This is a genomic window from Streptomyces yunnanensis, from assembly GCF_029011865.1.
GTDB classification, from domain to species: Bacteria; Actinomycetota; Actinomycetes; order Streptomycetales; family Streptomycetaceae; genus Streptomyces; species Streptomyces yunnanensis.
On record NZ_CP095749.1, the window covers coordinates 9,918,990 to 9,940,934 of the forward strand.

21 protein-coding genes and 4 pseudogenes are annotated in these 21,945 nt (G+C 68.7%); 16 read left to right on the forward strand and 9 right to left on the reverse strand.

The window, feature by feature from the left end; all coding sequences use genetic code 11:
* Positions 1-11: 11 nt before the first annotated feature.
* The gene (locus tag MOV08_RS43410) at positions 12-302 is read right to left on the reverse strand and encodes a hypothetical protein (RefSeq protein ID WP_159030715.1); all 291 of its coding nucleotides are present in this window, start codon (positions 300-302) and stop codon (positions 12-14) included.
* Entirely contained in the window at positions 299-1,438 is a 1,140-nt protein-coding gene (locus MOV08_RS43415; RefSeq protein WP_275305711.1) for a sensor histidine kinase, read from the reverse strand. Before MOV08_RS43415 ends, MOV08_RS43410 begins: the two co-directional genes overlap by 4 nt.
* Before the next feature lie 130 nt (positions 1,439-1,568).
* Here MOV08_RS43415 and MOV08_RS43420 point away from each other — a divergent pair, with 130 nt between their 5' ends.
* The 6 genes from MOV08_RS43420 (at position 1,569) to MOV08_RS43445 (ending at position 5,646) form a co-directional block, all read left to right on the forward strand.
* Positions 1,569-1,856 (forward strand): hypothetical protein, encoded by a 288-nt coding sequence (locus tag MOV08_RS43420; protein ID WP_275311636.1) that lies wholly within the window; start codon positions 1,569-1,571, stop codon positions 1,854-1,856.
* A 194-nt stretch (positions 1,857-2,050) separates the two neighbouring features.
* On the forward strand, positions 2,051-2,743 hold the full coding sequence (locus tag MOV08_RS43425; RefSeq protein WP_275311637.1) for a hypothetical protein: 693 nt from the start codon (positions 2,051-2,053) through the stop codon (positions 2,741-2,743).
* 317 nt (positions 2,744-3,060) lie between these two features.
* A complete protein-coding gene (locus MOV08_RS43430) occupies positions 3,061-3,690 on the forward strand; it encodes a GNAT family N-acetyltransferase (protein ID WP_275311638.1) in 630 nt (209 codons plus the stop codon).
* 325 nt (positions 3,691-4,015) lie between these two features.
* Complete coding sequence (locus MOV08_RS43435; protein WP_420834330.1) at positions 4,016-4,306, forward strand: helix-turn-helix domain-containing protein; 291 nt, start codon at positions 4,016-4,018, stop codon at positions 4,304-4,306.
* A 5-nt stretch (positions 4,307-4,311) separates the two neighbouring features.
* The gene (locus tag MOV08_RS43440; RefSeq protein ID WP_275305707.1) at positions 4,312-4,515 is read left to right on the forward strand and encodes a hypothetical protein; all 204 of its coding nucleotides are present in this window, start codon (positions 4,312-4,314) and stop codon (positions 4,513-4,515) included.
* Between the two features lie 654 nt (positions 4,516-5,169).
* Positions 5,170-5,646, forward strand: coding sequence for a hypothetical protein (locus tag MOV08_RS43445; RefSeq protein WP_039628545.1), 477 nt, complete (start codon positions 5,170-5,172; stop codon positions 5,644-5,646).
* Between the two features lie 691 nt (positions 5,647-6,337).
* Here MOV08_RS43445 and MOV08_RS43450 read toward each other — a convergent pair.
* The gene (locus tag MOV08_RS43450) at positions 6,338-7,504 is read right to left on the reverse strand and encodes an oxygenase MpaB family protein (protein ID WP_275305706.1); all 1,167 of its coding nucleotides are present in this window, start codon (positions 7,502-7,504) and stop codon (positions 6,338-6,340) included.
* Between the two features lie 268 nt (positions 7,505-7,772).
* Positions 7,773-8,026 (reverse strand): annotated as a pseudogene (locus MOV08_RS43455) (site-specific integrase); the annotation flags it as partial.
* A gap of 26 nt (positions 8,027-8,052) precedes the next feature.
* On the opposite strand from MOV08_RS43455, the gene MOV08_RS43460 reads away from it, so the two are divergent.
* Positions 8,053-9,009 carry a S66 peptidase family protein gene (locus tag MOV08_RS43460; protein ID WP_275311639.1) on the forward strand — a complete coding sequence of 319 codons (957 nt, stop codon included), beginning with the start codon at positions 8,053-8,055 and terminating at the stop codon, positions 9,007-9,009.
* A 414-nt stretch (positions 9,010-9,423) separates the two neighbouring features.
* Here the strand turns inward: MOV08_RS43460 and MOV08_RS43465 are convergent, their stop codons facing one another.
* The 3 genes and pseudogenes from MOV08_RS43465 to MOV08_RS43475 form a co-directional block, all read right to left on the reverse strand.
* A complete protein-coding gene (locus MOV08_RS43465; protein WP_275311640.1) occupies positions 9,424-9,939 on the reverse strand; it encodes a GNAT family N-acetyltransferase in 516 nt (171 codons plus the stop codon).
* Positions 9,936-10,328: pseudogene (locus tag MOV08_RS43470) on the reverse strand (transposase); the annotation flags it as partial. The gene MOV08_RS43465 and the pseudogene MOV08_RS43470, both read right to left, overlap by 4 nt.
* A gap of 178 nt (positions 10,329-10,506) precedes the next feature.
* A complete protein-coding gene (locus tag MOV08_RS43475; RefSeq protein WP_275305705.1) occupies positions 10,507-10,848 on the reverse strand; it encodes a hypothetical protein in 342 nt (113 codons plus the stop codon).
* Between the two features lie 800 nt (positions 10,849-11,648).
* Between MOV08_RS43475 and MOV08_RS43480 the strand changes: the two genes are divergently transcribed.
* Together MOV08_RS43480 and MOV08_RS43485 are read left to right on the forward strand one after the other, a co-directional pair.
* A complete protein-coding gene (locus tag MOV08_RS43480; RefSeq protein ID WP_275305704.1) occupies positions 11,649-11,786 on the forward strand; it encodes a hypothetical protein in 138 nt (45 codons plus the stop codon).
* 109 nt (positions 11,787-11,895) lie between these two features.
* Entirely contained in the window at positions 11,896-12,672 is a 777-nt protein-coding gene (locus tag MOV08_RS43485; protein WP_275311641.1) for a class I SAM-dependent methyltransferase, read from the forward strand.
* Between the two features lie 33 nt (positions 12,673-12,705).
* Here the strand turns inward: MOV08_RS43485 and MOV08_RS43490 are convergent.
* A pseudogene (locus MOV08_RS43490) lies at positions 12,706-12,851 on the reverse strand (IS21-like element helper ATPase IstB); the annotation flags it as partial.
* A 383-nt stretch (positions 12,852-13,234) separates the two neighbouring features.
* Between MOV08_RS43490 and MOV08_RS43495 the strand changes: the two are divergent.
* Both MOV08_RS43495 and MOV08_RS43500 read left to right on the forward strand, forming a co-directional pair.
* Positions 13,235-13,567, forward strand: a pseudogene (locus tag MOV08_RS43495) (3'-5' exonuclease); the annotation flags it as partial.
* 442 nt (positions 13,568-14,009) lie between these two features.
* Complete coding sequence (locus tag MOV08_RS43500; RefSeq protein WP_275305703.1) at positions 14,010-14,330, forward strand: hypothetical protein; 321 nt, start codon at positions 14,010-14,012, stop codon at positions 14,328-14,330.
* A gap of 159 nt (positions 14,331-14,489) precedes the next feature.
* On the opposite strand, the gene MOV08_RS43505 is transcribed toward MOV08_RS43500, so the two are convergent.
* On the reverse strand, positions 14,490-15,791 hold the full coding sequence (locus MOV08_RS43505; RefSeq protein ID WP_275311642.1) for a ScbA/BarX family gamma-butyrolactone biosynthesis protein: 1,302 nt from the start codon (positions 15,789-15,791) through the stop codon (positions 14,490-14,492).
* Positions 15,792-15,843: 52 nt separating this feature from the next.
* Here MOV08_RS43505 and MOV08_RS43510 point away from each other — a divergent pair, with 52 nt between their 5' ends.
* From MOV08_RS43510 to MOV08_RS43530, 5 genes are all read left to right on the forward strand, one after another.
* Positions 15,844-16,467, forward strand: coding sequence for a ScbR family autoregulator-binding transcription factor (locus MOV08_RS43510; RefSeq protein WP_275305701.1), 624 nt, complete (start codon positions 15,844-15,846; stop codon positions 16,465-16,467).
* Between the two features lie 204 nt (positions 16,468-16,671).
* Positions 16,672-17,406: an SDR family NAD(P)-dependent oxidoreductase gene (locus MOV08_RS43515; protein WP_039639801.1), complete on the forward strand. Its 735-nt coding sequence runs from the start codon at positions 16,672-16,674 to the stop codon at positions 17,404-17,406.
* Positions 17,407-17,857: 451 nt separating this feature from the next.
* Positions 17,858-18,478 carry a TetR/AcrR family transcriptional regulator gene (locus MOV08_RS43520; RefSeq protein WP_275311643.1) on the forward strand — a complete coding sequence of 207 codons (621 nt, stop codon included), beginning with the start codon at positions 17,858-17,860 and terminating at the stop codon, positions 18,476-18,478.
* Positions 18,479-18,608: 130 nt separating this feature from the next.
* Positions 18,609-19,775, forward strand: a complete 1,167-nt coding sequence (locus MOV08_RS43525) for an IS701 family transposase (RefSeq protein ID WP_275311644.1) — start codon at positions 18,609-18,611, stop codon at positions 19,773-19,775.
* A 625-nt stretch (positions 19,776-20,400) separates the two neighbouring features.
* On the forward strand, positions 20,401-21,408 hold the full coding sequence (locus MOV08_RS43530; RefSeq protein WP_275311645.1) for a ParB/RepB/Spo0J family partition protein: 1,008 nt from the start codon (positions 20,401-20,403) through the stop codon (positions 21,406-21,408).
* Positions 21,409-21,945: the final 537 nt, after the last annotated feature.

A 21,945-nucleotide genomic window follows, 5' to 3' on the forward strand; every position in this document is an offset into this window, starting at 1 on the left:
GGTTCGCCGGGCTATCGAGCACTGGTCGGACATGCGACATGGCGGGCGTCCCTTGCGGCAGGGCTGAGGGAGAGGGGGGCGACCTCCTCGATCTCGCCGCCGCCCGCACCCTGGAAGATCCCTCCTTGGACACGCCGATGTCGCGCAAGGCCCTGCTCGCCGCAGCGGAGTGCGCCCTTGGAGAACTGAGCCTTGGCTGCTTCCCCGACGGCGACTGGGACGTCCTCCTCCCACTCGTCGGCGAGCAGGACGCGGATCGGGCCGGTGCTGGTCGGCGCCGTGGTCGTCGGGGCATTGCTCATCGGGGCTGGGCCTTTCCGGGGCGGAAGGGGATGGGGAAGGAGGGTCGGCGGGCGCCTCGGTCGCCTGCGAGCGGCAGCTCGGCCGCCAGGTGCCAGCCGCCGCCGGGGCGGGGCCCGGCGGTCAGCGATCCGCCCAGCGATCCGCCGAGCGCGGCCACCCGCTCGGCCAGGCCGGGCAGCCCCAGCCCACCGGCCCGGTCGCCGCGTTGCTGTGGCCGTCCGGCCGGGGCGCCGTTGCTGACGTCGACGGTGAGCGCGGACGCCGACCGGTCCAGCGTCACGGTCACGTCGGCGTCTGGCGCATGGCGACGCACGTTGGTCAGCGCCTCCACCACGATCCGGTACGCCGTGCCGGAGACCTCGCGGGCGACGTGGTCGAGCAGGCCTGGGGCGAGGGCGAGTTCGGTCCGACCCGCGCTCGACTCGCAAAAGCGCCGCACCAGTTCGGGCACCTCGTCCAGGCCCTTGACCGATTGCCGGGGGGCGCCGTCCTGCTGGTCGTGGAGCATGTGCACGGTGCGGTCCATCGCGGCCAGAGCCCGGAGCCCGGCCTCTTCGACCCGCCGCAACGCGTCGAGCGCGACACCCGGATCGTCCGACCCGAGGAACTGCCCGGTCTGCGCCTGCGCGACCATCTCGCTGACGTCGTGGGCGACGAAGTCATGCAGGTCCCGAGCCAGGTCCAGGCGCTGCCGCCGCCGGGCCTCGGCCACCGAGCTGACCCGCCGGGCGTCCAGCACCCGCAGGTACACCCCGCCCGCCGCCGCGCCGGTCGCCAACAGCGACCACAAGACGCAGGCGCCGACGATGCCGCGGACCGAGCCGGTGCTCCAGGCGCGCAGCACCCACAGGGTCACCGCGAGGTGGGCCAGCGTTCCGGCCGCGATCGCCTGCGGCGGCGGGGCGTGGCGCGCGGTCGGCACCAGCACGGCGGCCAGGGCGACGGCTTCCAGCGTGCCGATCGTGCCCGGCCCGGGGCCGGCCGCTCCGGACGGATGAGCGACCGTCACGCCGAGCGACACCGCGGCGGCGGCTCCGGTCACCCAGGCGATCAGCGGACGCGACCGCGACCGGCCCGCGAAGACGAGCAGCGCCGCCGCGCCGGACAGGACGGCCGGGACCATGATGATCAACACAACCCCGACGGTACGCGTGCGGGCACCGTGCGCGCCTGTGCCTTTCGGCATATCCGCGACCGACCCGCCCGCGATCTCGATGCCTAACGGCATATGTCCGCGCAGGTGGGGGCCTGACCAGGCTTGAGGCATGACAGCGACCCAGTCGGCCCGACCGACCACCGCCCCCACGTCCGAGCGCACGAAGCGGGGCGCCGCGAAGCCGAAGCCGAAGTACGTGCCCGGCACCCCCCGTTGGGCCCAGCTCGCCGCGCACGCGGTCCCACTGGTGGTGCTGCCCTCCAGCATCTGGCGGCTGCTCATGACCGCCGGAGCGGCCGGGGTCGACCACTCCGCGAACCCGGGCTACCGCTCCCAGCTCAGCGACTACCTCTACGTCCTCCTCCTGTCCGCGGTCTGCGAGGGCTCGCGCTGCTGACCCTCGGACTGGTCAAGCCCTGGGGCGCTGATGGCCTGGCCGGTGTTGGTCGGCGCCGTCACCCACGCCTACTACCGCCGCCGCGCCACCACGCAAGGGCGCTGAGATGAGCGAGCTGACGCCCGGTGGTCCTGTCCCGTCGTCCTGTCCGCCGGGCATGCCACGGCCTGATCACAGCCCCCACCTTCCGCAGGGTGGCGCCGCGGCGTTTCAGCACCGATCTCGACGAGGGCGCGCCCCAGTTGCGGGCCGAGGAGGCGGATTTCCCCTTCTCGGTGAGCGCCACCGATGTCGAGGAGTTCATTCTCACGCCCGCTGCCGGCGGCGACGAGATCCTGTGGCACCTTGAGATCGACTGGCTGTGTGCCGGACGCCAGGGCACCACGGTCGTCGACGACCATGGGCAGCCCTTCGCGCTCTACCCACGCCCCGGCCCCCGCCTCGGCTGCTACTACGAACACGCTTACGGCTGCCCGGCCCCGCGGCTTGCCCTGGAGTCCACTGGGGGCACCGTGCTCGTCGGCTGTTTCAAGGGATCGCCCCGCGGGCGGATCAAGCCCGACAACGGCGGCGCGATCCTGGACTTCACCTGCCCCAACGACAGCAGGGCGGGGGAGTACTACCGGGGCCGGTTCGTCAACTACACGGTGGAGTTGATCCACGGCGACCCTCGGAACCCTCGGGAAGCGTTTCTGGGGGTCGCCAGCGTCCAACCCGCTTTGAGAACGCGTACCTGCCCCCGCTGGTCTCGTATCTCAACGTGTTCCTCGCCGGCGCCACCGCTGGGTCGGGGCCTTCCCGGCGCCAGGTCCCGGGTCCCGGCACAGGGTGTTTGCCGGCGCGGACGTCCATCCCGCCGTTGGCCAGCTAAGTGGTCGGTTCCGTAAGTCCTTCGGGGGTTGACGCCTGAGGCCCTCTCGTGCGCGGTGCCGGGTCAGACGTGGGGGTCGGGGGGCAGAGGCCGCGGGCGCAGTCCAGGGTGCCTTCGGGGTTTGCCGGTGGGTAGGCGGCGGTGTCCTCGTCATGGCTGCTGGCTCTGGCTCTGGCTGCTGGCGGTTCTGCTGTGCGTGACCTTTCATGACTGCCCTTCAGGAGCCGCACCCCGGCAAAACAGATGCTCCGGACTGCAGGGCGACGTAATGTGTGATCCCGACTGCTGCCTATTACCTGGCCGTTGGTGCGGCCACAGCTTCGGGAGGGCTTGATGGTTGCGGACATAGTCAGGACGTGGGTGGCGGGCTGGGCCGTGTCCCGGCGGACGCCCCCGCCTGTCGAGAAGCCCTGGGGGTTCTATGTCGAGGTGGCCGGCAACCTCGATGAAGTGGGACGCCATGTCCTGCCCGAGGCCGAGGAGTCGTTGGTCCGCAGTGCCGCGGCCTCGGTGTCCGTGCCGCGGACGTGGATGAAGACGCCCGCGGAGCCGGAGGAGATCGGGTCCTGGCTGCCCCAGGGGTGGGCCTGGGAGGAGAGCGGCCATCTGATGGCCGTTGACCTGATGGCCACGAACCCGGTCGCGCCCCAGGGGTACACCGCGACCGTGGAGACCATGGGAGCCGTCACCTACGCTCGGGTGCTGGATGCTGCGGGCGAGCAGGCGGCCCAGGGGCAGATGGCATCCCTCGGGGAGGCCGTGGTCGTGGACCGGGTGATCACCGAGGAGGCCCATCGGCGGCGCGGGCTGGGCGGCTTCGTGATGCGTACGCTTGCCGACCGTGCCCTGGAGGAGGGCGCGGTCCTTGGCGTTCTCGGCGCGACCGATGCCGGGCGTGCGCTGTACGAGACGCTGGGCTGGAAGAAGCACACGACGCTGGCGGAGTGCGTCTACCGGCCCTGAATCCGGAGCATCGGCCGTACGCGGGGGTCGAATCCCAAGACGCCAACAGCCCCGGACGCTCGCCGCTGCGGCCTTGACGCAGCTGCGGTCAGGGGCGTCTGTCCCCACCCGGTGCTCATGGCATGGGATGCCGTGCCCCGCCACGATGTCTGGGTTCCGCCTCCGCGGCGGGCGGGGCAGGCTGTGGCTTGCCAGTGATCACTTCGGCTGGTCGGTTGGCCTGCCATGCTCGTCCGCACTGCCTGTCCGATAGCCCCAAGTGCCGCTGAACGCCCTGTGGTTGAAGAGGAGGGCCTGCGGCCGTAAGAGCGAGCACCGGCTGCGGGTGCGTGCGCAGGTCGTGCTGCACGCCGCGCGCGGACGCTCCACCGCGCGTATCGCCCGGGAGAGGGGGCTGCACCTGGACACCGTGCGCCGCTGGCGTGGCCGGTTTGCTCAGGCGGGTCTGCCCGGGCTCAAGGGCCGCAGGCGCTGCGGTCGTCCCGCTTCGTTCGCGCCGTTGCAGGCCACCGAGGTCAAGGCGCTGGCCTGCCGGCTGCCTGCCGAGACGGAGTGCCGATCTCCCGTTGGTCGTGTCCGGAACTGGCCTGCGAGGCCATTGCCTGTCAGATCGTGACCGCGGTGTCGCCCTCCACCGTGCGACGCTGGCTGATCGAGGCCGTGCTCAAGCCCTGGCAGCACCGCTCCTGGATCTTCCTCACCGATTCCGACTTCCGCGCCAAGGCCGCCCGGGTGCTGGACCTGTGCGCCCGCACCTGGCAGGGGCAACCCCTCGGCGAGGACGAGTACGTGATCAGCGCGGACGAGAGGACCTCCGTCCAGTGACTGCCGGGCAGCTCGCCGAGGTGCGCAGGCGCGTGCTGGAGAGCGCGTCGCGCCGCGGGCTGTCCGTGGAGTGTGCCGAGACGGTCGCTGATGCGTTGGTGGCCAGGCTGGCGCTCACGTCGGTGGGTGTGGCTGTGGAAAGACGGGAGGATCCGGCTGGCGGCAGCCCCTCGGGCGGAAGGTGGGGGGCATGGCCGCTGACGGATCTCTTCGGGCGTGGTGGGACGAGCGGGTGCTACCGGCCGGCACGACTATGCGTTGCGTGCTGCTGGTCGTCCTGCTGCTGGCACGTGGCGTCCTTTGGTGCCGGTGGCGTTCACCACCGCTGGGTTCAACGAGGGCAGCAGATGCTTGAGTGCGGCCGGTGTCGGCACGGGTGAGGTGCCCCCTGATGACGTTTTCCACGCAGCGCGCACGGGGGTGACGTCGTCTCCGCAGCGCGGCATACCTCGCACGGCAACCGCCCGGGCACTGGTCGGCGCCCGCGCCCTGGCGTGGCTCGTGACCAACACCTCGTGCGTGCCGCCGCTGGTCCTCGTTCAACCGCCGCACCTCGCCCCGTCACCGCCGGGCGGCGAGACATTCGCGTTTCCCTCACATACCTGCCACAACCGTGCCACGATGCGCCAATCAGCACGCATCCAAGGGGGAACCATGCGCACGCGCGCCACCACCGCGATACTCGTCGCACTGCTTCCCGTCGCACTCACCGCATGCAGCGGCACCGACAGCGGCAAGACGCCGAAGAAGCCACCCGTACTCACCACGCCGACCAACCACGCGCCCTCGGCCACCGCCGATCCTGCCCGCGCCGACCTCGAAAAGGCCGTCCGCGCCTACACCGCTGCCTATTTCAAACCGGACGTGACCGCCGCGTACAGCATGATCTCGACGCGTTGCAAAGAGCGGATTTCTCAGGCGTCTCTCGCCGCAAGCCTCGATCGCGCACACGGTATGGCTGTGACCCTCGGGGACGAGGCGAGCGCCGATCGCACCGTCAAGCGCTTTCACATCGACAAGCTCACCGACGACTTGGCTTCAGTCTCGTACGGCGTCGGCGACCCGCGGTACGACCAGCACGACCAGCCGTGGACGCGCGAGGGCGAGCACTGGCGCTACGACTCCTGTTGACGACCGGCCGGCCGGTCGGCCCTGCACGCGCGGGGGTTGTTCCACCTCGCGGTAGAACTCAAGGTGCAGCTCGATGTCGTCCTCACGCCCGCGGGGCTCTTCTTCCTTGCGGCCTGCGGCCTGCGGCCTGCGGCCTGCGGCCTGCGGCCTGCGATGTGGTGGTTCCTGGGGGCGGTTCTTGTGGTGGCCCGCCGGGTCTGATGGTTGGTCCATCGTCCCCGTGCCCGCGTGGGTGGCTCAGACGAGACCGGACGTGAGGAACATCGGTACAGCCGTTGGCGCTGAGAACGATCGTGGTCCGATCGGCGTGAGCGCGCTGACCCGGTTCTCGTACTCTCGACGGGCCTTGCGCTGGGCCGGATCCGCCGGGACGCCCTGGCCTCCGTCGCGCTCCGACCCTGCGCCGCAAGGGTCGGGTCGTCAGCGGCAACTCGTAGGCCGGTAGTGCGGTGAAGAGGCTTAACGAACCGCTGTTCAACAGGCGGCAGAGCACCGCCGGCAGGGCGCCCCACACCGTGCGCCGAGGCCTTCGAGGCCGCGACCCGGTTGGCGGGTGGCTTCCCGGCCGCCGCGGTGTACGCCGCGGCGGCGTCGGCGGTCGCCTGCGTGGGCACGCGATGCTGGTACCGACATGCCGAGAACGAGACTTGATGGACCTTGCCATCGCGCCCCATTCCCATCGGCGGTGCTGTCAGCGGTCGTCGTGCAGGTCCTGGTGCATCTGAGGCTGGTCGTCCTTGTCGTGAGTGAGGGCGTAGAGCTCCACCTGGTTGAACGCCTTCGAGGCCACGCCGAGGATCTCGTCGTACGGATTGACGCCGACGACCTTCTTCGCGCTGCCGCCGCCGAGCCCGCCGACCGTGCTGCTGAAGAGGTTGTGCATGGCGGCGGCGGGCTTGGCCACCAGGTCCACGGCGCTCTTCGGGATGCCGGCCATGTCCGCGTACGTGTCCGTGAAGGCTGCGCGGACCATGGCGAGGAACGGCTCGTAGAACGGCGGCGGGACCATCTGCTCCCTGTGGAACTTCAAGGCCTGCTGCGTCATGACGGTGCAGTCCTCACTCGCCCTCCACTCGTTCTCCCGCTCGGCGCTCCAGATCCGCTCGACCAGGTCGACGTCCTTGGGGATCAGCCACTTCTCGGGAGTGCCGAGGTAGTGGTTGATGTAGTGCCAGGCCGCCACGAACCCCTGCGCGTCCTCCTTGGCCACGTGGACGCCGAGGTTCCTCATCGCCTGGAGGATCTGCACGCTGAAGACGCAGATGGCGCCAGTGGTGTACTTCTGCGAGACCGGCTCGCCCCACCTGACGTAGTCCCACTGCCCGCTCTTCTTGTGCAACTGGCGGACGGAGGCATGGACCAGCCGCACCTTGGTGACGGTCGCCGCCAGGGTGCCGTTGCGCAGGGCGTCCTTGTCACCCATGCCGATGAACAGTCGCGAGGACTGCGACAGCCGCCGGCCCGGACCGTCCGCACCGCCCAGACGCCCGGTCGAACGCAGGGTGAAGGCGCCGGTCGGGGACAGGTACGTGCCGATCAGCCCGACGGTGCCCTGCAACATGGAAGCCACCCCGTGGTGGTGGGCGAAAAAGCCCTCCGCCGCCTCGACATCGGCCTCGCACCAGCCCGGCGGCTCCTGGGAGGCGTCATGCAGGAACTGCGCCAGCCGCTCGGGCAGGCCGGACAGCTCCTCCATGGGCATGTGCGGCTTGAGCGTCCCGATGGTGCGGAAGAGACCGTTGACGCCGTCGACTTCGCGGTTGTCGATGAGGTCGGACACCAGCGCGTCCGCGGCCGGATCACCCTCCTGGTTCGCGGCCTCAAGCTCGGCATGCACGGTCTCCGCAGTCAAAGCCACAGCGTTGCTCCTCTGTCTTCGTGGTCACGGGGTGTTTCACGGCAGGCCAAAGCGCCCTGCGCTGACTTCGGTAGGCGACGACACAGCCGACAGGAGACCCGCCGCGCCCACCGAGAATCTTCCTCGATACTCTGCGTGGCGCCTTGGTCACGAAAGGGTGAGGTAGGCGCATGCGGGGGCGCAACGAGGGCGCACGGCAAGCAATCACTGCTGCTCACCTGGCACGAAACACAGGGCGCTCCATGACGTCCAGTCACCTCACCGTGGAGCGCGGCAGGAGACGAGCGGTGCCCGCGCCCCAGTACGCCCACTCCAGCACGTACTCCTCACGGGCCGCCCCGCGACGGCGAACCCGCGGCCGGGCGCCCTTGCTCTTCACCGGGGCCCGGCGGCCGGCGACGTCGACTCCTCGATGCTGACCTCCAACACCTCATCGAGGCGAGCGCACATCTCGTAGAGCATCCGCCACAGCATCTTCTCTCGAAGATGCACCTCCCGGCGGGCGATCAGCCGGTCGATCGCCTCGGCGGGTGGAGGAAGATCCCGGCATGGACAACTGCGACAGTCATCAGAGCGTGCAATCGCCGCGGTTACGGCCCGGGGATCGGGTGCGGATCGTCTCTCCAGCCAGTCCACCCAGCCGCGAGGGAGTCGCCCGTGGCGTCGAGCTACTGACGTCATGGGGGCTTCGGGTCGAGTTGGGCGAGCACGTCTTCGACCAATGGGGGTATATGGCCGGCCGAGATGAGGATCGCGTCTTCGACCTGAACTCCGCGTTCGGTGACCCGGCAGTCCGCGCGGTGATCGCCACCCGGGGCGGCAAAGGCGCCTACCGCATCGTCGACGACCTGGACATCGACGCCCTGCGGCGCGACCCCAAACCCTTGGTCGGCTTCAGCGACATCACCCACCTCCACCTTGCCCTGTGGGCGCGATGCGGTCTGGCCTCGCTGCATGGCCCGTTCGTCAACTGGAGCGACGAATGGTCCGGGCCGGCGTCGGCCGAAGCCCTTCGCCGCGCGCTGATGACGACCGACCCTGTCATCATCCACCGGGACACCAGCCAGGCCAGCGCGGCGGTCACCGTCGAGGGCACCGCGACCGGTGTCTTGGTCGGCGGCAACCTCGACGCGATCCGCACCGAGGCCGGAGCCGGTCTGCCGAGCCTTGAGGGGGCGATCCTCTTTCTCGAACACCAAAGAGGCACAGGACTGGGAGAGGTCGACCGCGCACTGACCCAGCTGACCCGTACCGGGGCCCTGGAGGGGCTGTGCGGTGTCGCACTCGGCCAGTTCCTCGGCTTCGACCAGGATGCCGATGATCCAACCCTGGGGGGATGGGGCATCGCCGACGTACTGCGCGACCGGCTGACGCGCCTGGGTGTCCCCGTTCTCGGCGGACTCCCTGCCGGACACGGCCTCCACCCTCCGACCATCCCGCTTGGCACTCAGGCCACGATCGACACCGCCGAAGGAACCTTGACGGTTCAGCCGGCCGTCGCCTGACCGTCGACCGCCTTACCCAGCGTGCAAGGCCCACGCAGCGGAGATTGATCGGCCGTCAATCACCGTGTGTGGTCGCCGGGGCGTATCGGCTCCAGGTGCCGCCGGCCTCGGTGACCAAGCCGGTGGCGCTCTTGTCGTGATAGCCGAGTGCCTTCGCGATGACGGGAGTGGGGCCTGCAGGCGAGCTGGCGGATCGCGGAGGCCCTGCCGCGCTGCGGCGGCACGCCGATCTCACGCAAATGAACGTGGAGGCGGACCGGGTTCATCGGCGATCCGGGCTGGCGGCCGGGGAAGAGCCACTGTGAGCTTCTGCCGCTGGCGTAGGGCAGATGCTGGCGGGACAGGATGTATGCCCGCGTCAGGTCCGCAACGGGCTCGGGGTGAGTAGTCGTCAAGACCTGTGGAGGTGCGTGGTCAGCTGATCGTCAGCTGCCATCTGATCTCTCCGTCGTGCCACTGGTCGGTGGGAGTGAGGCCGGCTGCAGTGGCGACGGCGGCGGATGTCTTGTGGTCCGGGTGGATGTGGGCGACGACCCTGTGCACCGGGTGTTTCCGGAGCCAGGCGACGAGTCCTTGGGTGGCTTCGGTGGCGATGCCGCGCTGCTGCCAGGGGGTCCCTACCACCCAGGCGATCTCCGCAGCGGTCCCACGATCGTCGGCGGTGACCGTCGCCTGGACATAGCCGGTCAGGCAGGCCGTGTCGCGGAGCTGGATCACCCAGTTGCACCAGGATTCGCCAGGGCGGGGTGAGCCGGCCACCCAACGTTCGTAGCGGGCGCGAAGGTCCTGGGCGGTGTCCGGGGTGCCGCCGATGAAGGTATGCAGGCCGGGATCGGACAGCACCACGGCCATCTCGTCGGCGTGCTCGACCTGCAGGGGAAGTAAGGCCAGCCGGTCGGTGTGGATGGTTTCGGACTTGAGGGTGATCACGCTGCCTCCTGGTGGGGACGTCCGACGAGTATGCCGCGCTCGAAGCGGGCGCCGGCCCGGACCAGGCGACGAGGTGGGGCCCATGCACCGCCCGCCAGCGGGTCCGCGCGGACCCGACCAGCTTGAACACCATGACCAGACCCGCGACCCTGCTGCCCGCTCCCTTGGCGACCTTGGTGACCTTGGTCCGCAGGCGGACGGTGGCGAAGCCGACTCGATGGGATTGGTGGTCCGCAGATGGATCCAGTGCGGTGCGGGCAAGTCGTAGAAGGCCAGCAGCTCGTCCTGGCTGTCGGTGATCTTCGCGACGCCTTGGGGAACTTCGTCCCGTAGAGCTTCGCGAACACCGTGATGGCCTGCTCGGCGTGCTCGCGGTCCTCCACCCGGAAGTAGCCCTGGCCGACCTGGACCAGGCAGCCCCGAGCAAGGGCCGGGACGTCCGGCTTGAGGACCGGAATCCGGCCCACGCTGCACGCTCGCTCATCAGCACGGCGCACAGGCTGGTGGTGAAGCCCTCCATACCGGAGCCGGCGCCGGAGATGTGCGTGAAGGCGTCGGCCATGCCGGTCAGTTCGGCGACCTCCAGCAGCAGTTCGGGGAAGTGGACCCTGGACAGCATGCCGTCGACCAGCTGACGGAAGGCGGCATGAGCTCGGGCTCGTCGGCCTTGCCGAGCTTGGCCAGCTTCAGCTTCCCGCCCACGACCTCCAGCGCGCTGCCGCCCGGCAGCCCGGCGGCGACCTGGACGTACGCGGCGAGCAGGGCGGAGGCGAGTTCGGCGAGGTGCCCGGCCGGTTCGCTCCCCAGACCGAACGCGGTGAGCCCCTTCGGCTCGGCAGCCGTCCACTTCTCCCCGGCCGGCAGCCTGGCCCGGGGGTCGCCCCAGCGATCGCCGTCCTTGGCGTACACCTCCCGCCGGCACAGGGAACGGTGCAGGTGCTCCAGGCGCCACCGTGCCGGACCGCCTCGTCGAGGCCGACCGGGCCGCCTGGACCGCCGACGTCTCCCGGGTCCTCGGGGCTCTCGCTCGGCCGGAGCTCGGCGTGTTCCCTCTCGCTGTCGCGGCGACCGCCGCACGTCGCCCCGACGCGTTCCCGGCGGGCCCGGCCCCGGCGGTGCTGGCCCTGGCGGTGCTCGCAGCCCTCGTGCTGCGCAGCACGGTTGCGGGCTGGGTCGCGCCCGGCGTTGCCGTCGCTGGGGGCCGCCGTCGCCGTGACGCTCGTGTGCCGCTGTTGGTCGCCGGATCCTGCCGCCGCCCGCCATGCGTCGGCCGCGGCTGTGCCGCCGGGCAGTCGCGCATTGAACACTGCCGCTGTTCGGTCGCCTGGGCGGACTCGTCCGCCGCCGAGTACTTCTTCCGCCCTGTCCGGCCGCAACCTGGCTGACATCCTGAACGAGCAAGCCGAGCACCTGCTGCTGGCCGACGAGCAGGCCGGCGAGCGGCCGGCCGCCCGGTTCCTCGAAAGGGCGGGCCTACTGCGGGAGTCGGCGTGCACCGTCCATGGCGCCGCCGGCGACCCGTTCCGGTGGCGCCGCGCGGCCCGGGGTGCTCTTGCGGCCCTGCTGCGCTGCGACATCGAGGCCGCCGCGCCCGCCTCACCCTCCGAAGAGGGCTGCGCCTGCTTGCCACCTGGGCCGCCGGCGCTCCCGCGGCACGGAAAGCCCACCGACCGACGCCGGATGAGACGGAGCCGGCCACAGCCGCGCAGGTGAAGCACCTGACCACGCTCGCGGAGAACATCGGCAAGGAGCGGTTTGTCTTCGTTCACGTTCAGCAGCAGCGTTTGTCGATAGAGTTTCAACAGCAGTTGACGATCAGCGCGCTCGCAGATGTTCACGGGAACTGACGGCACTGTTGTTCACGGGAACTGACGGCACTGTCGCCAGTGAGGACGTCAGCGCCGATCACTGGGGCGACCAGCGCCTCCGGGGAGTCAGGCACGATAATCTCGGGCCGTGCCCGAGACATCAGTAGCGCAGTTCTATGACGAACTGGCCGACGACTACCACCTGATCTACGCAGACTGGGACACGAGCATCCGTCGACAGGGGGACGCCCTGGACGCACTGATCGGCCAGGATCGCGCGGCGGTGCTCGACTGTTCCTGCGGCATCGGCACGCAGGCCATCGGCCTGGCGCTGCGCGGGCACCGCGTCACCGGGACCGACCTCAGCCCCCGCGCCGCCGCCCGCGCTGCCCGTGAGGCCGCCCGCCGCAGCCTAAGCCTGCGCACGGCCGCCGCCGACATGCGACACCTCCCGTTTCCCGATGGCCAGTTCGACACCGTCGTCTGCGCCGACAACTCGCTGCCTCACCTGCTGACAGAGCAGGATGTGCACGCCGCCCTGGCCGAGATGCGCCGCGTGCTGCGTCCCGACGGCCACCTGCTGATCAGCACACGCCCCTACGACGACCTGCTGCGCGACCGCCCGGCTTCGACGCCTCCACAAGTCCACCGGATCACCGACTGCGCCGACAGCGGGGAACGAACCGTCACCTTCCAGCTCTGGCACTGGCACGACGACGGCGAACACTACGACTTGGAGCACTTCCAACTCCTTCCGGCAGGCGGAGAATGGCGCGTCAAAGTCCGCCGAACCACCTACTGGGCACTCGGCCAGGACCGGCTGGCAAGCCTCGCAGCCGAGGCCGGGTTTGCCGACACCAGGTGGCGGATGCCGCAGGAGACAGGCTTCTTCCAACCACTGCTCGTCGCCCGCGCCGGCGAGTAGGCGATCCCACCGCCCGGCGTAGGGCGGCAGGTGTCAGCCGGCCTTGGCGGGTTCTTCGGCCCGAGCCCGGGTGCTGGCGAGGCAAGAGGAGTCAGTGCCGGTCTCGATGATCGTGCCGCTGAAGGCAAGCCGGTCGACGATGGCCACGCAGGTACGGGGTCCGTGAACGTTTTGGTCCAGCGTGCGCCGTGCGGCGCTTCGTTGTATCCCCGACGCAGTCGGGATGAACTTGGAGGGAGGTTCTTGGGTCGCCGGGCTTACTTGAGCGCGAAAGCGTGAGGGGACAGCAGCATGCTCGGAAAGCGGTGCCCGTCTGGAGGCGTCCAGGGCGGGGTGCCGCAAGACCCGCGCGATATGGCTAAGGCTTGATTGCTTGAAGTCCAATTCCCAGTGGTGCGAGAGACACCCGCCGAAACGACGCCTGAATTCGACGTCCCGCTATGCCCTGGTCGCGGTTGGAGGCCGGGGCAACCTCCATGGTAGGGAACGCCTCTCAGCGAGAGAGGCCAAGGGAATGAGTGGGCGGCCTACGTCGTGCTCGATACGTACAACGAAGACGTACCTCGTCGACAAACACGGCACGGACGCCATCCTCGCTGCAGTCAACCAACTCACCGACGAAGCCCAAGCCCATGTGACCGTCTCGACTGCGCACAAGGTCAAAGGCAGGGAATGGCCGAGTGTGAGAATCGCCGATGACTTCCAATCCCCACCCGGCAGCGACCAACAGGACGACTTCGGAGACCCCATTCCCCGACCCATCGACGATGCCGAAGCCCGCCTCGCCTACGTCGCGGTGACCCGGACGCGCACCCGCCTCGACATCGGCGGTCTCGCCTGGATCGATCAACATGCCGGTGGGATGCAGACAACGGCCGCATCGCCGTTGCCCTGAACAACTCTCAAGAGACGATCCGGTATCACATCGGCCGCATGGAGGTCTTACCAGATCCCAGGGATTCGGCTTCAACTGGCAGTCCAGCTGATGATGGAGGAGATGGGGTCTCCCCGGTGATCCTGACAGATGGAACGGTTTCGATGGTTCCACTTGTTCCGCCGATACGGCGGGTGGGTGCCGGGACAAGGGGCGTGTCCGGGAGTCGGTACTCCACGAGCGTCGCGGCGACCACCGGCAGCAAGCCGCCGGAGCGGGTCCCAATCGGCGCCTGGTGTGCTCCTGGTCACGCTGGCACACGTGCGGCTGAGCTACCGCACGCTGCTCTGGCAACGCTGTACGGGGCGGACCGCTCCGCCGTCTCCGGAGCAATCCGCAAGATCCGCCCACTACACGCCGCTAACGGCTACGCCGTCCCAACCGTCCAGGTGTGCGGCTGCGCATGCTGGAGGACCTGTCCGCCGATGCCGACGCCGAGGGCGTGGAACTGAGTGGAGCACACCAATGCCGAGTTCAAGCAGTGGGGGCCACGGTGACGTTCACCGGCCGCCGCGAGGCCTACGCCGAGACCCACCCCCATCTCGCGATCGCCGGCCTGATCTCCGACGGCTTCGCCCGGCGGGCGACCCGCCGAAAGAACATCATCGAAGAGGTGCTCACTCGTCAGGCGTCCTGCTGGGTTCCCCGCGAATTGTCATATTCAGCACGGAACTTATTTTCGTTCCTCTCTCCTGGAAGTCCGGTCTTGCCGCGGCAATCCTGACGGACCTTCACCAGGCGTGGCCAGATTTCGCATCACACATTCTCTGTCATGCATCTACCGTCAACAGCACTGCCATTCCTTGCGCCTTGTGGGATTTCCACCGCACAAGAACATTGTCATGCCCCCATGGGCTGAAGTCGGGTGCGTGCTCGCTCCACGTCAGACCAGTGGCGCGCGCACCGCCCGTGGTCGCCGCGACCTATTCGACCAGGGTGCCACTTGTGCCACATCCGGCTGACCTTCTCTTCCAGGCCGCGACGTGAACTGCCGTAGGCCGGACTGATGACACGTCGGGTGCCGTTCGGGAAGTCGAGCCGGACGTTTACGGGGCAGTGGTGACCGCAGGGCGAAAGGGGCCCAGGAACCTTGTGGTGCGTCGTGGGGCAAGGCCGGGGTTGGCGTGAGGGTGACAGTGGTGGCGTAGTGCTCGGTGCCGTCCTGGGTCAGGGTGACGGCTACGCGATCGCGGCCCAAGGGGTCTGAGGGGAGTGGGTGGGCCTCGACCCAGCAGGGAGTGTCGTATTCCACGTAGCGGGAGAACGTGTTCTCCATCGCCATCGCCGTCATGGGACGCGTGGGAGTCAGAGCCTGGGCGGCCTGGCGGGCGGCTTCCAGGAGGAGGATCCCGGGGGCGTGATCGAGGGGGTGGTCGAAGAGTATGGGGTGGGCGGTGTCGATCCTCAGCCCCCAGCGGAGAGGATCGTCGCTGGGGGAGAGGACGATGTCGCCCCGGGTGCGGCGGCCGATGTCCCGCGGGGCGATGGGGCAGGAGTGTGCGGGAGTTGGGGCGGCGAGCGCGGCGTCGCTGCGGCCAGCCCGCAGTCGACGGTAGACGGCAGGAGGCTGCACGGTGAAGCGGGTGTCGGCCGTTGCCAGTGGCACGTCATGGCGGACGACGGTGACAGCCAGGGACAGGGCAGCCAGCCGGGTGCCGCGGCGCACCGTTTCCCGGCATTCGACGTGCAAGTTCAGTGGGCCGGACCGGTCGGTGATCTGCGTGGCGTGGGAGGCCAGTTCGTAGCGGTAGTGTTCCCACAACAGGTGGTGGTCGAACGGCACGTCGTAGGCCGTGTGGCAGAGCAGTGGGAACATCTGACGGATGGTCTCGGTAAGCAGCAGTGGATCAACGGGGCTGTGGCCCGTCGTGTAGAAGCTGTGTGTCATGGGCCAATGGGCAGAGATAATAAAGGCGTTGGCACGTATGCGCTGCCAGTCGGTGAGTAAGACCTCGGCGGAATTTGTCTTGTGGACTAATTTCTTCGGAACGAAGGTGGCGGAGCGCGGCGCAGGGTCGGCGCGGACAGCGTTGCGGTGCATGCGGAACTCCCAGGTACCGATGACACGGTGCGAGATGTGCTGAATCGTGCGGATGTGCCTTCTGCGTGGTAGCGCCTTCCTGGGCAACTCTCTTGAGGTGCGGATGGGGTGGCGCGTGGAAGCGGGAAGCTCAATAATCGCCAAGTAGGATAAAGAGCGTTCTCTTTTCTGTCGAGGGGTGTCGAGGGATCAAGGGATGAGACACGTGACACAGGAACGGGCCCTGCGTACCCGTGAGAAACTCTTTCGGGCGGGGGCGGAAGTGTTCGACGAGTTCGGGTACTCCGGCGCGGGCATCAACAAGATCCTGGAGCGGGCCGGGGTTACGACCAGTGCGCTGTACTTCCACTTCGAGTCGAAGGAGGGGCTGGCCAAGGCTGTGATGAACGCTCAGCCACAGGCCATTGAAGGCATGCTCCACTCGGAGGGGCTGCAACGGCTGGTGGACATCACGCTGGTCTGGGCGCAGCGTCTGCAGACCGATCCGGTGCTGCGAGCGGGGGTGCGGCTGTCGGTGGAGCAGGGCGCTTTTGGTGTCCGGGATGCCACCGCCTACCTCAGCTGGCGCGGCATCATGGAGGGTTGCCTTCGGGAGGCCGAACGCAACGGTGAACTGCGGTGCGATCTCGACCTGGAGGAAGTGGCCGAGTTCGTGGTGGGAGCATGTACGGGAGTCCAGCTTTACGCACAGCTAGTGAGTGGCCGTCAGGATCTCCCCAAGCGGACGGTCAGGATGTGGGAACTACTGTTGCCGGGAGTTGCCGTGCCGGAAGCGGCGGCCCGTATGGACTTGGATCCGATGCGGGGAATTTCGGCATGAGGGGCCGATGCGGTGGTTTCTCCTCCTTCTTGATGCCCACTCATCTGGTTTCCGTGGCCGTACGGGGTGTGCGGAAGAAGGCGTCTGGCCGGCTGGAGAGCCGGACAGCGGTGGTGGCAGCCGGAGCTGTCAGGCCAGGAGTCGGGAGATGAGGAACAGGCTGAGATGACTTATGAGCATGGGTTGTTGACCGACAGGGTTGTCATGATTACGGGCGCTTCCAGCGGGATTGGCGCCGCCGCGGCACGGCTGTTCGCGGCCGAGGGAGCCGCGGTGGTGCTGATGGCGCGCCGGGAGGAGCGGCTGCGTATGTTGGCCGGGGAGATCGAGGCACGAGGCGGCCGTGCGGCGGTGGCGGCCGGGAGTGTGACCTGTGAGGACGACGTCGAGAAGGCCGTTGCGACGGCGGTGGAGTGCTTCGGCCACCTGGACGGCGCGTTCAACAACGCAGGCTGGGCCGAGGCGGGAAGACTCCTGCACGAGACGGACAACGAGGTCTTCGACCGCGTTATGGACGTGAATGTACGAGGGGTGTGGAACTGCCTGCGTCATCAGCTTCCGGCCATGCTCGCCTGCGGCCGTGACGCAGCAGTGGTCAACACCTCCAGTGTGGCGGGCCGCCAGGCCACCGGCGCAGGCTCCCCGTACGTCGCCGCCAAGCACGCGGTGCTGGGGCTGACCAGAGCGGCGGCGGCCGAGTACGGCGAGCGCGGGATCCGGGTCAACGCCTTGATGGTGGGCAGTACGCGCACCGAGCTGATGGACGAAGTCCTGGCGGACGCCCCGGCGTTGGAGGCCGCCTTCGTTGCGCGCTCGAGCCAGAAGCGTATGGCCGACCCCGTGGAGATCGCGCAGGCAGCGGTGTGGCTGTGCAGCGACCGGGCGTCTTTCGTGACCGGTGCGGCGGTACCGGTGGACGGCGGTTGGACCGCCGCGTAGAGCACCGCCCGGTACATCGCGCACGCCCTTGTGCGGTGTGGGGGAAGCATCGAAGCTGCCGGCGGGCCCGCGGGTGCGCAGGGCCGGGAAAACGGTCGGATCCGTGTGGGTGTACAGGGCCGCGGCGTGGGGTGGGCAGGTGGAAGGGAGCTGCCGTACGGCTGGAAACGGGCAACCCGTCAAAGTCGCTCGCAAGTACGGCAGGTGAGGCCGCTGTCGATCGCTGTTCTGACTAGTGTCTGATGCCCATCGATACGGCGGTGTGGGCCGGAATATCCAGGATCAGCTGTCCGGCGTCATCATGCTAAGGAGTGGGGATGCCCCCGAGCAGCTCAGGTGCCCGTGAGCGGTCGGTAGATGCGGCTCTGCGTGCCGTCTGGGTGGAGAAACACCGCGAGGGCCTTCCCAGCGGGGCTGCCTGCCGTTGTCGGGGCCGTTGGCCGGGGGTGCGATGAGGCAGGAGAGGGCAGCGCGCACCCGGGCGGCTCTCGTCCGTGCGGCCGCCACGGAGTTCGTCCGGCACGGGTACGCGGGTACATCGCTCAAGCAAGTCTGCGAGGCCGCCGGCGGAACGATGGGGGCGCTCACGTTCCACTTTCCGGCCAAACGGGCGCTGGCCGACGAAGTGTGCGGCCAGGCAGCGGTGCTGACGGAGGCGGCGTTGCTGCGCGTTCGGACAGAGGCGCAGAGCGCGTTGCAGGCGGTCATCGACGCCTCGCACGCACTGGCCGGTCTGCTCACTGCGCAGGAAGTCGTGCTCGCAGCCGCGCGGCTGGCGCGCGAGGGAACGTCCCCGCGCAGGGACTGGCAGGCGTTATGGACCTCGGTACTGAGGGAACTCCTCGACCGGGCCTGGGACGAGGGCATGCTGGCCGTCGAACCGGCACCGGCGGCAGGACTGGTCCAGTGCCTCATGGCAGGTATTGAAGTACATGTGCAGACCGCTGCCTGCCCGGGCAGGCAGCAGCGGCAGGTGGGGGAACAGCTCGCCGCTGCCTGGGCACTGATACTCCCCGGCTTGGCGCGCGCCCCGCACCACACCTATCTGCATCCGGCGGGAACCTCCCGCTGATCGCATCGGAGCGCGAGCGTGCAGGGCTGGACCCACACGGTCCCGGCGGTGGCCGAAATATAGCCGCCGCAAAAAAATAAAGAGAACGTTCTGTACTCTTTGTGGTCCCGGAAGGCGCCGAGGAGGTCGGATGCCGGTGCAAGGAGTGCAGGAGCGCCCGGAGTTGGCCCCGGAAGTCTCGATTGGCGGGTTTGCGGAAGAGGTGTTCAAGAGCCTGCCGCGCGTGGATCAGCGCCGATGGGCGGCTGCCTACCTGCGAGGACTGCTGGTGATGCCGGGGCGCAAGGTGCCGCAGCATTTGGCGGTGACAGTGCCGGACCCGCACACCGCCACCCACTCCCTGCGACGTTTCGTCAATTCCAGTCCGTGGGACTGGAGCGCCCCTCGCGAGGCCCTGGCCTGTATGGCCGCCGAGGCCCTGCCCGTACAGGCGTGGACGATCGGGGCGGCGGTCATACCCAAACGCGGCAGTCATTCGGTGGGTGTGCACCGCCGTTTCGACGCCGACGCAGGGCGGGTCCGCAACTGCCAGATGGGAGTGGGGCTCTTTCTGGCCTCCCATGCGTGGAGCCTCCCCGTCGACTGGCAGATCGCGATCGATCGGGTCTGGTCCGGCGACGCCGAACGCCGCCGCCGCTCTCGTTTGCCGCACGGGGTCGTCGAGCAGCCGCTGTGGGCCTACGCACTCGAATTGATCGACCGGCTCGCTGCTGCGCGTCCGGCGGACCGGACGCCCGTGGTGGCGGGGGCGTGCGACCCCGCTGATGTCACGCAGCTTGCCGCCGCCCTCACCCGGCGAGGCATGGACTTCCTCATTCAAGTGTCTCCGGGGCAGCCCGTGGTGCCACTGTCCGGGCCCGACTCCGGTCCGCTCGGCGCCGAGCAGTGCCTGCGCCGTCACGGTAGGCGGTATCCATTCCCCGCCGTGGCATCGAGCCAGCCGCCGGCGCCGCGTTCGGCACTCGGATCGACCTTGGTGCGGCTGCCATCGGGGAGGCATGGAGTCGCCCGTGCCCGTAGCGTCTACCGGCTGTGGTGGCAGCAGGGGAAGAGCGAGCGCGCGACGAACCGTCTGTGGTTCACCAGTCTCACGGGAGCCGGGCCGGGTGAGTGCCTGTCGCTGCTTCGTCATCTGTCCGCGACCCGTGCCGCGGTACGGAGGTTGAGCGAGGACTTCGGACTGCGGGACTTCGAAGGGCGTTCCTACCCCGGGTGGCACCACCACATGACCTTGGTTTCGGCGGCCTACGCCTACAGGTGTCTGGCGGGTGCCACGCGGCGTGCGGAGCCCGCCTGACCGTGTGCCGCAAGACGCCGGACCAATAGAAAACAGAACGATCTCTTTGCTACCGTGGGAGGCGCACTGGGGCGCTTGAGGCCGTGATGGCCGCTGTTCGTGTGTCTGACACACCGGACGGAGGAGGGACAGTGAGGCACGGGGGACTGCGGGGGCCGCTTATGCGCCATGGCCAGGATCTCGGTGCAGCACTAGGCCTTCGGTCGGGAGCGCGGAGGGTACGGAATTCCGCCCATGACGTTGTTGCCTTCCGGATGTTCATCAGATGGCGGAGAAAGCACTGGCCGGTTTTCGGCCGGGGCGGAGCAGGCTGTCGTTTCGGGCGCGGCCGCAAAGCGTGAGCCGCCGCATTCGGGCAGAGATTCCGGTGCGCCGTCGCTGACCAGATCCTTCTGGAATGAGTGAATCTGGCATCTGAATGTCGCGAGGGGGAGCAGAGATTCATGGGAATGAGTGAACCCGGCCAAGAAAGATCCGGCCAGAGAAAATTCAACTCCATCGTGTACGGGGGTATCTGGCAATGAGCGCAATGAACGTTGAGTCACTGCAATTTGAGGGTGCCCGCACGGCGTGTAGGGCGGCCACAGGTCCGTCGAGGCATCCGGGGTCTTCTGCGGTGGCCACTGTGCCGATCACGCTGCTGTTACCCGCCGACTCGCCACGACTGTCGGGCGAGAACATGGAACACGCCCGCGCCCTCGCGGCCTCGGAAAAGGAGTTTCCGCCGATTGTCGTGCACCGTTCGACGATGCGGGTTATCGACGGAATGCACCGACTGAGGGTGGCGCTGATACGGGGCTGTTCGGAGATCGCGGTCCGCTTCTTCGAGGGTTCCGAGGCTGATGCCTTCGTGCTGGCCGTGGAGTCGAACGTCGGGCACGGACTGCCGCTGACGCTGACCGAGCGGACGGCTGCCGCCGCGCGCATCGTCCTCACCCACCCCCAGTGGTCGGACCGCGCCATCGCTTCGACGACCGGCCTGTCGGCCACCACCGTCGGTGCGTTACGGCGCCGCGAGGGGGTGGGGAGTGTCGCGCCCACCGCTCGTATCGGACGGGACGGCAAGGTCCGCCCGCTGAGCACTGAGGAAGGACGCAGGGCGGCGGGGAAGCTGATCACCGAATCGCCCGACGCGCCACTGCGGGAGATAGCGAAGAAGGCCGGGATCTCACCGGGGACCGTGCGGGACGTGCGCGAGCGGCTGCAAAGAGGGGAGGACCCGGTGCCTGCCACGCGCCGATCGTCGAAGCCCGGGAAGCGGGCACGACTGACGGGCGTGGCGCAGGATCGGCTGGAAGGACGGGGCCAGGTGCACCCCTCTGAACAGTCGCGGTCGCAGCTGGCGGACGGCCCATCCATGCCCACCCCAGGAGGGGCCCTTGAGGAGTTGACCCAGGCGAATCTGGACGTGCTCTTCCGGAATCTGTGCAGGGACCCCTCACTGAGGCATACGGAGATGGGGCGTTTGCTGCTGCGGATGCTCGACATGCAATTGGCGGGTGCTCGGTGCTGGAACGGAATCGCCCAGGCCATTCCGGCGCACCGCACGGAGATGGTGTCTGCCGCGGCCGCTCAATGTGCCCGAGCCTGGGAGGCGTTCGCATCGGAACTGGCATTGCGACGGATTGCTTGAGCAAGTGTGAGGAACGCCCTGGGCGATGCGGGGAAGGTCTCGTCCGGGGCCGATTGCGATATCTGCTTGATCCTTAGGGTGTCACGTGGTCCTGATCGACATCAGGGACAACGTCCAGGCGAAGACCTTGAGTTGCTATAGCGCAGGCCCCTAGGGCCTGTCGTCAAACTCCCGCCTGCCTCGCGACGCCTGGCACGCACGCTCTCTGCGTTGTCGGGCTCATCCCGGTACGCCCGGTACCGGGATGACCCTCCGCCTTGAGATCGCACGCACCAGACGCCGCGAGGCCCGCCCTCCGGGCGAACGACGGGAGTTTGACGACAGCCCCTAGAGCCATCCGGGGCCTGCGCCAGCCTGACCCGTTGCAGAGAAGGGGCGCGGCACCCCCAAGCGATCGTGCCCAGGCACAGGCCCTGGCCCGCTTTGCCGGCGTCGCTCGCCGCCCGTGTCATCCTGACTGCTTGTGAAGGCCCTGAGCCCGGTCGCCGTCGCCGGGCAGTGGGTCGACTTCTGCTCTCGTTGCTGGCTCCTCGCGCG